Genomic DNA, 14150 nt, shown 5'->3' with positions numbered 1-14150 from the left:
CGGTTCTCGCGGGACGGGCGAGCGCCGCTGGCTTGTCCGCGGCGGCTTCCGGCAAGTAGTCTCTCCGGCTTGCATGCCTAGCTCACCGTCCTCCTTGCTCCTCGCGGCCCTGACGTGCGCGATCGCGTCGGGGGGCGCCGCCGCTTGCTCGGAAGAGAGCCCCGCCGCGGCGGCGCCGGCTTCGCTCGAGGCCGATGTGCCGCGCGCCCCTGCCGAAGCCGATGCGCGCCGCGCCGCGACCGTCGAGGCCGACGCGCCGCGCGCCGCGATCGTCGAGGCGGCGCACGTCGCGAACGCGCCGGCCCCGGTCCAGGCGGAGGACGGAGCGGCGCCCCCGGCGAGCGCGGCGAAGGAGGGCGCGCGCATCTATTCGAAGGCGCGGTTTGCCTGGATCAACCCTGGTCCGTACCCGACGCGGGGCTGGAGCGGCTACCTGGGCCTTGGCGGGTCGGTCGCGCTCCGCGGCGGCAGCGTCGAGGCCGCGCGGACGCCGGGGGAGGGCTGCGACGCGTGGTACGCCGTCGAGCCGCGGGGTTACATCTGCGCCGGCGCCAGCGCCACGGTCGACCCGAACGATCCGGTGGTGGCCGCGCTGCGGCCGCATGCGCCCAAGATCGACTCGCCGTGGCCGTACGACTACGCGGAGTCGACGGGCGCGCCGCGCTACCCGCGGCTCCCGAGCGCGAAGGAGCAGCGGCGCTCCGAATGGGACCTCGAGGCGCACCTCGCGAGCGTCTCCAAGGTGCGCGCCGCCGAGGGGTTGAGCGACGAAGCGATCCGGGAGATCGACGAGGCCCTCGTGGGCGTCGATCTGAAGCCCGCGGGCGTCGCCGCCCCGGCGCTGTTTCCCTTCGGCGACCTCGTGCGCGAGGCGCGCGACCGGATCGTGAACGGCTCGACGGTGGCGTTCACCCGGGCGTTCGACGCGCAGGATCGGACCTGGGTGGTGACCTCGGACCAGGCGTACATGCCGAAGGATCGGCTGAAGCCCTACCCGCGCTCGAGCTTCCAGGGGGTGTGGCTGAAGGACGGGCGTTCGCTCCCGCTTGCGTTCTTCCGCAAGACCGATCGGCCGAAGTACCAGCGGGGCGCCGGCGGCCGCTTCGAGCCCACGGGCGCGTCGTTCGCGCGGCTCGCCTCGGTCGGGCTCACGGGCCGCGCCGAGGTCGAGGACGGCGAGCGGTTCCTCGAGACGCAGGAGCCGGGGGTCTACGTGCGCGCCGACGACGCCGTGGTGGTCGAGGCGGCGAAGCGCGCGCCGCTCGAGGGCGAGAACGATCCCTCGTCGCCGCCGCGCAAGTGGATCGAGATCAGCGTCCTCGGCGGCTGGTTCGTCGCCTACGAAGAGCTCACCCCGGTCTTCGCCACGCTCATCTCGCCGGGGCGCGGCGGCGTCCCGCAGAAGGGCATCCCCGCCATCGAGACCGCGGCGACGCCGACGGGGCGCTTCCGCATCGACGGGAAGTTCGTGACGGCGACGATGGTGTCGAGCTCGAACGACAACATCGTCCACTCCGAGGTGCAGTTCGTGCAGAACTTCCACGGCCCGCACGCGCTGCACGGCGCGTACTGGCACGACGCCTGGGGCGAGCTGAAGAGCGGCGGCTGCGTGAACCTCTCCCCCATCGACGCGAAGCAGATGTTCGCCTGGACCGACCCGCCGGTCCCGGAGGGGTGGCACGGCCTGCGGGCCTCTCGCGACGCCGGCCGCTCCACCGTCGTCCTCATTCACCGCTGATCGCGCGCGCCATCCGGTCCACGAGCCGCAGCGCGGCCTCCGCGAACACCTCCGGATCGAGCAGCAGCCCGACCACGAGGAAGCCGTCGCGCGGCATGTCGAAGAAGTAGCCGGGGTGGACGATGATCCCCTCGTCGCGCACGAGCAGCTCGACCCAGCCGTCCTCGTCGTGCACGCGCGGGACCTCCAGCGTCGCGTACCACCCGCCGTCGATCGGCAGCCGCCGGACCGCGCCCCCGGCGCGCGCCGCGATCGCCGCGTCGAGCGCCGCCAGGTTGGCCTGCACGCGCGACAGGATCGCGCGCTGGACGGGCGCCCGCGCGGCGAGGATCTCCGGCAGCGCGAGCTGCACCGGGGTGCCGACCGAGAGGTAGGTATCCGCGATGATCTCGAGCCGCTCCACCGCCGCGGCGACGAGCTCCGGCGGCCCCGAGACCGCGATCCAGCCGAGCTTGAGCTGCGGCAGCGCCATCACCTTGGACAGCCCGCTCAGCACGAAGGTCAGCGCCTGCCGCCGGCCGGCGAAGCTCGGCAGGCGGTCCGGGGCGAGGTCTCCGTACGCGTAGTCGCCGAAGACCTCGTCGACGATCAGCGCGAGGCCGCGCTCCCGGGCGCACGCCTCGAGCGCCGCGGCGTCGTCCCGGCGCACGAACGAGCCGGTCGGGTTGTTCGGGTGGACGAGCACCACCGCGCGCGTCCGCTCGCCGGCGGCGCGCTCCAGCGCGCCGAGGTCGATGCGCCACCCCTCCTCCTTGACGAGCGGGTACGGCGTGAGCGCGACGTCCTCGAGGCAGGCGAGGTACTCGAGGAGCGGGTACGACGGCACCGGGACGAGCACGTCGTCGCCGCGCTCGGCGAGCAGCTTGAGCAGCCAGCCGTACGCCTCGCTGGTGCTCGCGGTCAGCACGACGCCCGCCGGATCCACGTCGATCCCGCGCTCCCTGTAGTACCGCGACACCGCGGCGCGCGCGGCAGGGTCGCCGAGCGGCAGCGGCGCGTACGTGGAGCCGCGCGGCTCGCCCAGGCGCGCGATCAGCGGCGCCGTCTCGACGATCCCGCAGCGCGTCGGGTTCGACTCGGTGAAGTCGACGAGCGCGCGCCCTGCGCGGCGGGCCTCGACGAGGACGGACGCGAGCCGGTTCTCCGAGAGATCCCACCCCGTGCGCGCCGCGAACCGGAGCGGTCTCGGCGCGGGCGCGCGCCCCGCGTCTGCCTCTTCCGTGGGAGGTCGATCTGCGCTCACCCGTCTCTCCATGGTCCCTGCTCCATCCTCGTCGTGGTCTGCCCTGCCGTGCCGCCCGGCCACGCTGACATGGGCCGCGCCGGACGGCAGCCGGGGCGCGGGCCTCAGGGCGCGACGCCGAGCGCCGCGGGTGGCGAGCGCTCAGCCGCGGCGCCGGCGGCGCGCCGCGAGCGCCGCGGCAAGGGCGCCCGCGAGCCCGACGGCGACGCGGCGCGACGGCCCGTCCCGGTCCGCGCCGGCGGCCGCGCAGGTGCACGCGCCGCTCGTCACCTCGAGCTCACCGTTCGCCATCCACACGTCGCTCCCGACCGGGAGCTCGCGCGCGCCGAGCGAGACGCCGTCGTAGAGCACGTCCACGGCCAGCGTGGCGCCGCCGGAGCCGTGCGGCGCCGCGACCGCGAACCGCCACAGCCCGCGGCGCACCTCCGTGAGCGGCGCGTGCATCGCCCCGCCTTGGACCGCGACCGTGAGCTTGTCGGCGGGGACCCTCACCGGGGCCCCGTCCGCGCGTCGCAGCTCGATCGTCCCCCAGACGGGCCAGGACGGGTCGGGCCTCGCGTAGGTGCTCGACAGCACGTACCAGCTCCTGTCGAGCGCCGGCGTGTTGTCCCCGCTCTCGGCGGCCTCCAGCGCGAGCCGCGTGCCCTCGAGATCGAGCACGCCGGGCCCGAGCTGCGCCTCGAGCGGCACGGCGCCCCTCGGGTACCGCGCGCCCGCCTGGAGCGCGTCGGTGACCTCTGCCTGGGTCAGGTTCGGGTTGACCTGGAAGAGCAGCGCGATGGCGCCTGCGACCTGCGGGGCCGACATCGACGAGCCCGACGCGATCGCGTGGTAGTCGTCGACGACGAAGCAGGGCTCGTCGTCGGGGCACCCGGGCGTGTCGAACAGCCCTCCGGGGCCATTGCGCGGGTCGACCCCGCTCCCCATCGCGGCCGCGACCAGGCCGCCGGGCGCGCTGATCTCGGGCTTGGCCACCCCGAACGGCGTGGGGCCGGCCGCGCTGAAGTAGCAGGCGCTGTCCTCCTGGATCGCCTCGCCGTCGAGGCTCGTGAGGCGAATGCTCGTCGAGCTCCCCTGCGGCTGCCAGCGGACGCGGTTGATGGTGCATCCCACGGCGAGCAGGCCGGGGTGGCTGGCGGGCACGTTGATCGTCCCCTGCTTGATGCCGCGCGTGAACTGGAGCCCGAGGTCGTGCGACGCCGAGACGTCGCCGAGCCCCGTCACCCAGAGCTGCGCGTCCCCGCGGCCTTTCAGGTGGATCGCGAACTCGCCCGCCTCCCACGCCCCGCTGAAGGCCACGACGGCGCTGTTCGTGTTCGCGTCGATGGGCTTTCCGTTCGCGATGCGGTTGATCACGGCGCCCGTCGTCTCGCCGTCGTCGGCGGTGTAGCCGGCGCTCTCTCCGGGCTCGATGAGGCCGATCCACGTCTCGCCGCCCGGCCCCTCGAGGCCGACCGACACCTCATCCCCGGGTCGGAAGGTGATCCAGACGTATGCCTCCCCGTCCGACGCCCTGGGCGTTCGAATGGGCACGCGCGTGTCGGCGTACGGCGAGACGTGCGCCTCGGTGTGGATCCCCATCGGCCCCTCGCCGTCGATCTCGTACAGCGCGCCGCTGTTGCCGGCGGCGACGACGATCGCGCGTCCCGGGTGATTGTCGCCGACCATCGCGGCGAGTCCTGCCTCGAGCGGGCTCGTCCCGTCGTGCGGCCCGAAATCGCTCCCGACGCTCAGGTTGACGACCGCCGGCATGCCGAGCTCCTCCGCGCGGTCGAAGATGAACCGCACCGCCTTGAGGATGTCCGGATCCTCGAAGCCCTCACCCGGCAGCGAGGGCGCGGCGACGACCAGGGTCGCCGCCGGCGCCACCCCGACGTACCGCGGCCGCGCGTTGACCATCGGCCCGCCGTTGCCCGCCGCGATGGAAGCCACGTGCGTGCCGTGCCCCGCGACGTCGCGGACAGCGCGCAGATCCCCGCTCTCGATCATGGCGTCGATATCGGCGTCGGAGAGGATCGCGCACCGCGACTGGTTCGGGTCATCGCACCCGTAGGCCTCCTCGAGCTGCGCGTGCACCCCTTTGGGCTTCCCCGCCTGAAGCAACCATCGGATCCGCGTCTTGCCGTCCTTGCGCCGGAAATCCGGGTGGGCCACGTCGATGCCGGTATCGACGACGCCGACGATCACCCCGGTGCCGTCGGCCCCGGTGGCCTTCCGGTACGGGTCGACGCGGATCCACACCTTGGATCGATCGAGCTGGGGCTGCCGCGGCGGTCCTGTGAACAGCGAGAGCTCCGGGTGCGCGTCGGCGAAGGCGCCGATCTCGCCCGGCGCGAGCCGGACGGTCCCGAAGCCCGGCGCGACCGGGAGCAGCCCGAGCGACCGCGCGTCGGCGCCGGCGGGCAGCGGCACCAGCACCGGGATGCGCCCGCCCGGATCGGCGAGCGGGTGCCGCCCGAGGCGCGGGCTGAGCAGGCGCGCCACCGCCGCGGCCGGGACGTCGGCGCGCGCTTCGCCTGGCGCGAGAGCGAGGCCGAGCAGCGCGAGGGAGAGCGGAAGCCTGCGGGCAAGCACGCGGCGAGTCTACACCACCTTCGCGCGCGGCCGGCCCAGCGGAGCGCGGCCCTCGCGGCGCGCGCTCGAGGGCGCCGCGCCGAGCCGCGCGCCTGCCGGCGCGCCGCTCACACCGGCGGGACGAGGTGCTTCTTGCGCGGCCGCTCTTCGACCTTGCCGGCGTACCGCTCGAAGCGGCGCGCCACCTCGCGGCGGAGGTTCGCCGCCGGCACGACCGCGTCGATCACGAGCTCGCTCGCGAGCTTCTCCAGATCGACGTCCGCGCGGTACTCGTCGCGCAGCTTCTGGACGAGCGCATCGCGCTCCGGCCCCGCCGGTATCGCCTGGATCTTATTGAAGTAAACGGCGTTCACCGCGGCGCTCGGCCCCATCACCGCGATGGACGCCGAGGGCAGCGCGATGCACTCGTCCGGCGCGAACGCCGGCCCGCACATCGCGTAGAGCCCGGCGCCGTACGCCTTGCGCACGACGACGGACAGCTTCGGCACGGTCGCCTCGCTCACCGCGGCGATCATCTTCGCGCCGGCCCGGATGATCCCCTGCCGCTCGACGACGGTCCCGATCATGAAGCCGGGCACGTCGGCGAGGTACAGGAGCGGGATGTTGAAGGCGTCGCACAGCCAGATGAACCGCGCCGCCTTGTCGGCCGAGTCCACGAACAGCACGCCGCCCTTGTACTTCGGCTGGTTCGCGACGATCCCGACCGCTCGCCCCTCGATGCGCGCGAGCCCCGTGACGATCTCCCTCGCGTAGAGCTTCTTGATCTCGACGAAGCTGCCCTCGTCGATGACCGCGTCGATCACGGCCATGATGTCGAACGGCTTGTTCTCGTCCGCGGGGATCACGCCATCGAGCGGCCGCTGCCCTGGCTTCTCCGGCCTCGGCTCGACGCGGGGCGGGGCCTCCGCGGAGCTCTGGGGCATCAGCGCGAGGTAGCGCTTCGCGAACGCGATCGCCTCCTCCTCGGTCTTCACGAGCACGTCCCCGCACCCCGAGACCGAGCAGTGCATGCGCGCGCCGCCGAGCTCTTCGAGGGTGACCTTCTCGCCGATCACCATCTCCGCCATCCGCGGCGAGCCCAGGTACATGCTCGCGTTGCTCTCGACCATGCACACGACGTCGCAGAACGCCGGGATGTACGCGCCCCCCGCCGCCGACGGGCCGAACAGCAGGCAGATCTGCGGCACCAGGCCGCTCAGCTCGACCTGGTTGTAAAAGATCCGGCCCGCGCCGCGCCTCCCGGGGAACATCTCGATCTGGTCGGTGATCCGCGCCCCCGCCGAGTCGACGAGGTAGAGCAGCGGGCACCGGAGGCGCCGCGCGGTCTCCTGCACGCGCAGGATCTTCTCGACGGTGCGGCGCCCCCACGAGCCGGCCTTCACCGTCGAGTCGTTCGCCATCACGCACACCGGGCGCCCGCCCACGGTCCCGCTGCCAGTGATGACGCCGTCGGCCGGCAGCTCGGGATCCAGCGCGTTGGCGAGCGCCGCGTCCTCGATGAAGCTCCCTTCATCGAGGAGCAGCGCGACGCGCTGCCGCGCGAACAGCTTGCCCTGCTCCGCGTTCTTGTCGTGGTACTTCTGCGCGCCCCCCTTCTCGATGCGCGCCGTGAGCTCCCTCAGCTTCTGATCGAGCGACATGGCGCGACCCATAGCCCTAAGCGCGCCGGGCGACCACCTCCCGCGCCGCCGTTTCGAGCTCCCGCGCGGTCCGGGCGACCAGCACCTTGGTCGACGCCGCGGCGTAGCGCAGCATCGCGCTGTCCCCCGTCCCCCAGGCGCCCGGCCCCTCGGGGCAGAGCCAGAGCAGCGCCCGCGCCCGGTCGCGGAGCCTCCTCACGACCTCCGCCTCGTCCGCGAAGTAGTTCGTGCGCCCGTCGCCGAGGATCACGAGGGTCACCCGCCGGTCCACGTCCCGCCCGTACCGCTCCTCGAAGGCGCTCAGGACGCGCCCGTAGTTCGAGTTGTGCGCCCGGCTCACCACCTCGCCGCGCTGGATGCGCTCGAGCGCCGCGCCCACCGGCATCGCCCCGAAGAGCTCGGTCGTCTCGGCGAGCTCGCTCACGAAGACGAACGAGCGCGTCCGGTCGAAGAGCTCCTGCGCCGCGCAGACGAACTCGAGCATGAACCGCGCGGCGACGCGGACCGAATCCGACACGTCGCACAGGACCATGAGGCGCGGCTTGTCGCGCCGGCGCGCCCGCCGGGCGGGCTGGAAGGGCACGCCGCCGGTCTGGAGGCTGCGCCGCAGCGTCCGGTGCGGATCGATCCTGCCGCGCCGCGCGCGGCGCCTCCGGAGCCTCTCCGCGCCGCGGAGCCGCTCGGACAGCGCCCGTACGGCGCGACGCACCTCGTCCATCTCGCCTTCGCCGAGCGAGGCGAACGGCACGTCCATGCGGCCGGGCGCCGCGGGCTCCTCGCCCTCGACGCGCCGGAGCGCCAGCGTCACGTGCTCGCGCACGCGGTGCCGCATCCGCTCCATCTCGGCGGCGAGCGCGTCGGCGAGGGCCTTCCCCCGGTCCTCGCCGAGCGCTTCCTCGAGCGCGCTCCGGATCCTCCGCAGCGCGCTGGCGACGGCGGGCACCCCGAGCTGATCCATCACCCGCTGCGCGAAGAACCCGACCTGGAGCGAGCTCGTCATCGGCGCGAGCACGCGCGCGATCCCCGCCGACCGGAGCGCCTGGTCGAGCTCCCCTGCGGTCCCTGCGAGCGCCTGGAACCCGAGCGCGTCGCCCGACGCCCCGCTCCGCTCGGCCGCCGCGGTCAGCAGATCGCGGAGGGCGGAGAGCTCCCCCTCCGAGAACCCTCGCTCCCGGAGGCGCGCCCACAGGTCGCCGACGTGCGCGCCCTCCGGGGAGAAGAAGCGGTCGAAGCAGGCGCGGTACCGGCGGAGATCGGCGGCGCGCTCGACGACCACCGCGCCGATCGCGTCCCGCAGCCTCGCGCGGTCGCCGAACCCGACGAGGGCGCACGCGCGCGCGGCGTCGATGGCCTGCGCCGTCGACACCGCGAAGCCGTCGCGCCGCAGCGCCCACAGAAATTCGTCGATGGAGAGAAGCATCGGGGGCCTCGCCGGTCGCGCGACCCGCGGCGGCTACGGCGCCGGCGCAGGCTCCGCGAGCAGCGCCTGGAGGAGCTTCTCGACCTGCGCGTGCCGGGACGGGTCGTACCCGACCACCACGTCGCGGATGACGCCTTTCTTGTCGATCACGAACATCGTGGGGAGCGCCTTGACGCCGTAGGCCGCGGAGGTCGACTCCGAGGCGTCCGAGGCGACCGCGTAGCGCATGGACAGGGCCTGCGCCGTCTTCGTCGCGACGCCCACGCTGTCGGTCGTCAGGCCGATGACCCGCAGCCCCTGCGCGGCGTACGTCGTGTGCCACTTCGACAGCTGCGGGGCCATCAAGCGGCACGGCCCGCACCAGGTGGCCCAGAAATCGAGCAGCACCACGTTTCCGCGCAGCGCCCCGACGTTCGCCGGAACCGTCCCCGCCACGGTGGCGAGCGGCTTCCAGCCGGGCGCGAAGGTGCCGATCTTGTCGAGGCGAAGGATCTGATCGTGCCCTGGGAACGGCACCAGCGTCGGCGCGACGTCTCGCTCCTGCCCGCCGCGTCGGATCCGGAGGTTCACCACGTTGCCAGGCCCCGCGAGCGCGACGCGGGCGACCAGCTGCTTCGGATCTTCGAGCGGCACGCCGTCCGCTGCGACGACGTGGTCCCCGTCCACGATGCCCGCCTTGGCGGCCGGCGAGCTGGTGACGACGTGCTTCGCGACCACCCCCCCGGCCGGTCCGGGCGCCAGCTCCACGCCCAGCCAGGCGCGGCGGGACGCTTCCTGCGCGACCGCCCGTGAGGCCCCTCCCATCAGCGCAGCGCCTGACAGCGCCACCAGCGTCGCAGCGAAGAGGGCGCGCCACGCGCGGCCTCGCCTGGAAGAGGCCAGGTGCATCCTGGCAGTGTAGCATCTCGACCGGTGCGGTCCCGAACCCGCCTCCCTGCGTGGTGCGCGGTCGCTGTGGCGACCCTGGCCTCGCCGATCCTCTCGATGGAGGCGCAGTCCCGTCCCGGGTGGGCGCCCTTGCCCCTCGGCTGCGCGCCGTCGCGCTCCCGGACGCCCCACGAGGAGGCGACCGCGTGGATCGAGCGCGGCTCCATCCCAGTCGCCGAGCCGCGCGCGACGGCCGTCGCGCCCGCTGCGTCTGCGCCCGCGGAGCCGTCGGCGTGGGAGCTCGCCGGGCAGCTCGCGAGCTTCACGCCGGCCACGGACCGTGCTCGCTCCCAGCATTTCACCGGCGAGATGGAGGCGGAGGTGCGCATCAACGCGGCCGCCGCTCCCTACCCGGCGCTCGGACCGGCGCGAGCGCTCCCGCCGGGCGCGGCCTTGGTCGAGCTCCACTACCCGGCGGGCTCGTCGGAACCGGTGACGTTGCTCGCCATGGTGAAGCGCTCGGCCGGCTACGACCCTGACGGCGGCGATTGGGAGTACCTCGTCCTCACGCCGCAGGGCACGTCCACCCACCGCGGCGCCTTGCCTCTCTGCAAACGTTGCCATGCGGACGCCCCGCACGACCACCTCTTCGGAGGCCCGCGATAGCGCGGCGCATCATCCCGCTCCATCGACGCGTGGCTCAACTCCGCAAAGATTGCGGGCCACGACGCCCGACGCGACACCGCTGCCCGAGCCGTCGTGGTGCGGAGCTCCGTGACCACGCAGGAAACGGCCGCGAAACGTGAATATTCCGCCGGGGCGTTCCGCGGCGAGGGTGTGCCGGCGTCGAAGCCGCGCAATGGCACGGAGGCTGCTCCAGGCGGAATTGACCGTGTTCTTCGCTGTGGGCTGCAGCGTGTCGCGGTCCTCCTCCCTCCTGACGGGCCTCATTAGCTTGCGCTTGGTCGTCCAGCTGGCGCGACTTCGCCTCGTCCGTCGCTCAGCTGCTGCTTGGCTTACGCCTTCTGCTGTTCTGTCTGCTTGGCCTGCTCGCCTCGTGGTGCGCTTCAGAGCTTCACTTGCCTTCGAGAGCGTGTGAGAGCGCGCGGCCATTCCGTGACGGAATCGCCGCGCGCCATGTTTTTGTCCTGCGACCGGCTGCCCCGGCGGTCGGCTCCGTGCGCATGGATGCCCGTGCCGCTGCAAGGCTCGCTCGCTCGGTCGTCTCGTTCGTACGGCGGTGCGACGGCCTAGCGATGAGGCGGGCTCAGCCCTTGGCGGGAGCCAATCGACCGGAGGGGGCCACGAGAATCGAGCAGCGTTCGCCCGTGAAAGCCACGCCCTCGAGCGAGCGTCCCCAGGTCTCGATCACTTTTCCTTTGACAGGCCGCTCTGGGGCGTATAAACGCCGGCACTCACTTCGCGCAAACGAGCGCGACACGAGGAACGCGGTGGCGTAGCCACGTCTTGCTGCTTGTCTTTACAGAGCGCCCATAGCTCAGCTGGATAGAGCATCGGCCTACGAAGCCGGGGGTCGGAAGTTCGAATCTTCCTGGGCGCGCCTGATCGGTTGTGTGACAGATCCAGAGACCCACATGGATGACGGAGCCGAGGTGCTCCTCTCCGCCGTGCCGCGGGCGGAGGATCCCGACGTCGGGGATGCTGCTGGCATCGACGTGATGCGGATGCGCGAGGCGCTCATCGAGGCCGAGGTCGCAGCAGCCGCTGGTGATGTGCCGGTCGGGGCGCTTATCGTCGATGCGGCGGGGGTCGTGCTGGCGCGCGGTCGAAATCGGCGCGAGATCGATCAAGATCCGACCGGACACGCCGAGGTCGACGCGCTGCGGGCGGCGGCGAGGCAGCTGGGCCGGTGGCGGCTCGAAGGGGCGACCGTCTACGCGACGCTGGAGCCGTGTCCCATGTGCGCGGGCGCGCTCGTCAACGCCCGGATCGCGCGGCTCGTCTACGGTTGTCCGGATCCGAAGGCAGGGGCGGTCGACACGCTCTTCGCGATCGGGCGCGACACCCGGCTCAACCATCGCTTCGCGGTCACGTCGGGCGTGCTCGCGGACGAGTGCGCTGCCCTGCTTCGCGCGTTCTTCGCCAAGCTCCGGACCGCCGCGCAGCGACGCTGACGGCGAGGCCCGCGGGGGCGCGGGTCGCGTCGCGCAGGCGCGGGTCGGCATGCAGCGGCTCAGCGGTGGGGCCCGCAAGAGCGCCGCGCGCGCCGGTCGTGGCGCGGGGTTGACGGTGAAGACCACGAGGGCGCGGGGTGAGGGCCGCGCGGGCGCGGGTCAGGGCGCCGTCCAGGCGCCCCCCTGCTCTTCGGGTCGATCCTCGATGGCTTCGTCGCCGTCTCCGGCGGGTTGCCGGGGCGCGAGATGGGGCGCGGGGGAGCCTCGCACGACCGTCTCCTGCAGCCCCTTCTCGAGCTCCTCGTCGGAGATCCGGTTGCGCCTGTGCGCGATCTGCATGAGCTTGCGCAGGTACTCGCTCCATGCGGGCGTCACCTCCCCGCTCGCATCGAAGTGCTGCACGCTCGGGTTGGGCAGGATCGACGCGATGTAGAGCGCCTGCCCGAGCGAGAGCTGCGCCGCGGACGCGTTGAAGTAGTGCCGCGCGGCGGCGCCGATGCCGTAGACCAGCGGCCCGAACTCCACCACGTTCAGGTAGAGCTCCATGATCTGCTCCTTGGTGAGCTCCTGCTCGAGGTACATCGTGAGCAGGGTCTCCTGGAGCTTGCGCGCCACGCTCTTGGTCCGCTCCAGATACAGGTTCTTGGCGAGCTGCATGCTGACGGTGCTCGCCCCCCGCACGAACCGCCTTTTCCGGAGGTTCTCGCGGATCGAGTTCTTGATGGCTTCCTCGTCGAACCCGTGGTGCCGATGGAAGCCGCCGTCCTCCGTGGTCAGCACGGCGACCTCCATGAAGCGGGAGATGTCCTCATAGGGCACCCACTCGGCGGTCCCCGGACCGGACTCGATCTCGACGCGCTGGCCGCCTGGTCCGTAGACCAGGCGCCGGAACGCGCGCTTGAAACGATCGACGCTCAGCTCCGGCGGCATCTCGGTCACGCGGCAGGTGTTGGAGATGCCCCAGTCCAGCGAGAAGGTCCGATCCAGGTTGGCGGTATCGAAGCGAAGCTTCCCCTCGATCCCGAACGAGCCGGCGAGCCTCATGCCGTGGAGCTTCGCCACCACCCCCTTGGGCGCCGAGTCCAGCATCGACTGGCACGCCGACAGGGGCACCTCGAAGCTGCCGCGGACCCGGTGCGAAGCCCCGACTTGCTCGTACTCGCCGCGCGCGATCAGCCGCAGGGCGCCGAGGTCGATCTCGGCGTCCTCTGCGACGATCCTGGACCCGTCGAGCTTGCCGTTGGCCTTTGCCCGCCATGCCAGGTCGAGCCCGGCGATGGACTCGTCTGCCAGGGCCGCGCTCCGCAGGGAGAGGTTCTTCAGCCTCCCGTCGCCGTCGACACCCAGCGTCTGACCATCGGCCGACAGGACCACCCGCGCGCGGCTCACGATCGAGGTCCGCGCCACATCGAACAGCCCCATGTCGCCCTCATGGACACCGAGGGTCGAGAGCCAGATGGGCCCCCCCTGCACGTCGGCGACGATCTCTTGCGGGGTCTCCTTCGCGTCGTTGATGGGCACGCGAAGCCGGAAGGTGAGCGCCTGCTGGGCGTCGGAGCCGGCGGTCGAGATCGCCGCCTCGCCGGGCGAGAGCTCTACCACGAGGGAGCCGACCTCGCGCCGTACGGCGAGGCTGCCCGGTCCCAGGTTGAGCATATCGGCCCTGCGCTTGAGGCGCGCCGTGACCCCTGCGACGTCGACTTTTGCCCCCTCCCCGAGCGCCAGATCGATCATCCGGGCCGTCCGCAGGAGCGCTTCTCGGATCGCAACCCCGCGGTTCTGGCCCGAGTCGTCGCCCTCGCCCGGTTCCGCCGCTCTCTTGATCTGCGCCGGCCGGGTGTTCCCACCCCGCTCGGGCGCCACCTGGGGTTCGGGTTCGACCTCCGGGAGCGTCACCTCGGCGTCGATGGCCGCGGCCGAGAGCTCGCTCACCTGGTAACGAGCCTGCTCCCGGGCGAGCACCAGCCGGCCCTCTCGGACCGAGAAGGCGGCGTGTCCCAGGGACAGCATCGCTTCCTGCGCGGAGATGGAGGTCCGCCCCTCGGCGCGCGCCAGGTGTACCCCGGCCGCGGACAGGCTCTCTCTGGGCGCGTCGGTTCGATCGGACCAGACGACCTTCAGACCCTCCAGGTCGGTGCTCCCGCCCCCCTCGCTCGGGACGGCGCCGGAGCGCCCTGGCGTCTGCCCAGCCCGCCATGTCTCCAGCTCGTGGAGGATCACTTCCCGCGGGCCGACGGCGGAGACCGTGCCCCCGCGCATCGCCACGCGGCGTCCCGAGAAGCCGAGCGCGACGGCGACCTCATCCAGTCGGATGGCGATGCTTGGCGCGCCTCGCAGCCGGATGTCCACGCCCCTCAGCGAGACGCCGTGCCACGTAGGTCGAACCTGCTCGATCGCCAGCGACGCCCCGAATCCTGCGGCAGCCTTCTCCGCCTGGTAGCGCACGAACGGCGCAAACCCGGCGAGGAGCCCGCAGCCGAGGGCGCCACCGGCGATCAACGCGATTCTCTTGCGCCTGGGTCCCAAGGTTCCC

At 72.7% G+C, this 14150-nt stretch carries 9 protein-coding genes and 1 tRNA gene; 4 read left to right on the top strand and 6 right to left on the bottom strand.

The features are described 5' to 3' along the window. Positions 1-73 precede the first annotated feature (73 nt). Complete coding sequence (locus tag WME98_RS39845; RefSeq protein WP_437946906.1) at positions 74-1738, top strand: L,D-transpeptidase family protein; 1665 nt, start codon at positions 74-76, stop codon at positions 1736-1738. On the opposite strand, the gene WME98_RS39840 is transcribed toward WME98_RS39845, so the two are convergent. From WME98_RS39840 to WME98_RS39820, 5 genes are all read right to left on the bottom strand, one after another. Then, positions 1725-2981: a pyridoxal phosphate-dependent aminotransferase gene (locus WME98_RS39840; RefSeq protein ID WP_437946905.1), complete on the bottom strand. Its 1257-nt coding sequence runs from the start codon at positions 2979-2981 to the stop codon at positions 1725-1727. The genes WME98_RS39845 and WME98_RS39840 overlap by 14 nt on opposite strands. Positions 2982-3122: 141 nt before the next feature. Next, a complete protein-coding gene (locus WME98_RS39835; protein ID WP_437946904.1) occupies positions 3123-5555 on the bottom strand; it encodes a S8 family serine peptidase in 2433 nt (810 codons plus the stop codon). Between the two features lie 107 nt (positions 5556-5662). Continuing rightward, positions 5663-7195, bottom strand: coding sequence for an acyl-CoA carboxylase subunit beta (locus tag WME98_RS39830; protein WP_437946903.1), 1533 nt, complete (start codon positions 7193-7195; stop codon positions 5663-5665). Positions 7196-7211: 16 nt separating this feature from the next. After that, positions 7212-8615: a VWA domain-containing protein gene (locus WME98_RS39825; protein WP_437946902.1), complete on the bottom strand. Its 1404-nt coding sequence runs from the start codon at positions 8613-8615 to the stop codon at positions 7212-7214. Positions 8616-8648: 33 nt separating this feature from the next. Further along, a complete protein-coding gene (locus WME98_RS39820; RefSeq protein ID WP_437946901.1) occupies positions 8649-9419 on the bottom strand; it encodes a redoxin domain-containing protein in 771 nt (256 codons plus the stop codon). A gap of 108 nt (positions 9420-9527) precedes the next feature. Here WME98_RS39820 and WME98_RS39815 point away from each other — a divergent pair, with 108 nt between their 5' ends. From WME98_RS39815 to WME98_RS39805, 3 genes are all read left to right on the top strand, one after another. Continuing rightward, positions 9528-10148: a hypothetical protein gene (locus WME98_RS39815; RefSeq protein WP_437946900.1), complete on the top strand. Its 621-nt coding sequence runs from the start codon at positions 9528-9530 to the stop codon at positions 10146-10148. A gap of 821 nt (positions 10149-10969) precedes the next feature. Then, positions 10970-11043: transfer RNA gene (locus WME98_RS39810), tRNA-Arg, on the top strand. Positions 11044-11077: 34 nt separating this feature from the next. After that, complete coding sequence (locus WME98_RS39805) at positions 11078-11617, top strand: nucleoside deaminase (protein WP_437946899.1); 540 nt, start codon at positions 11078-11080, stop codon at positions 11615-11617. 159 nt (positions 11618-11776) lie between these two features. On the opposite strand, the gene WME98_RS39800 is transcribed toward WME98_RS39805, so the two are convergent. Then, on the bottom strand, positions 11777-14116 hold the full coding sequence (locus WME98_RS39800; protein ID WP_437946898.1) for a biosynthetic peptidoglycan transglycosylase: 2340 nt from the start codon (positions 14114-14116) through the stop codon (positions 11777-11779). Positions 14117-14150: the final 34 nt, after the last annotated feature.

Origin of the sequence: Sorangium sp. So ce296 (assembly GCF_051529605.1) — a bacterium.
Lineage (GTDB): Bacteria > Myxococcota_A > Polyangia > Polyangiales > Polyangiaceae > Sorangium > Sorangium cellulosum_D.
The sequence above is the reverse complement of the archived record's forward strand: the minus strand, read 5'-3'. Positions and strand labels throughout refer to the sequence as shown.

What these genes read in the sequence shown, in the direction of transcription:
- WME98_RS39830 (WP_437946903.1), bottom strand. Translation starts at nt 7,195, where the DNA reads ATGTCGCTCGATCAGAAGCTGAGGGAGCTCACGGCGCGCATCGAGAAG.
- WME98_RS39820 (WP_437946901.1), bottom strand. Translation starts at nt 9,419, where the DNA reads ATGGGAGGGGCCTCACGGGCGGTCGCGCAGGAAGCGTCCCGCCGCGCC.
- WME98_RS39805 (WP_437946899.1), top strand. Translation starts at nt 11,078, where the DNA reads ATGGATGACGGAGCCGAGGTGCTCCTCTCCGCCGTGCCGCGGGCGGAG.
- WME98_RS39825 (WP_437946902.1), bottom strand. Translation starts at nt 8,615, where the DNA reads ATGCTTCTCTCCATCGACGAATTTCTGTGGGCGCTGCGGCGCGACGGC.
- WME98_RS39845 (WP_437946906.1), top strand. Translation starts at nt 74, where the DNA reads ATGCCTAGCTCACCGTCCTCCTTGCTCCTCGCGGCCCTGACGTGCGCG.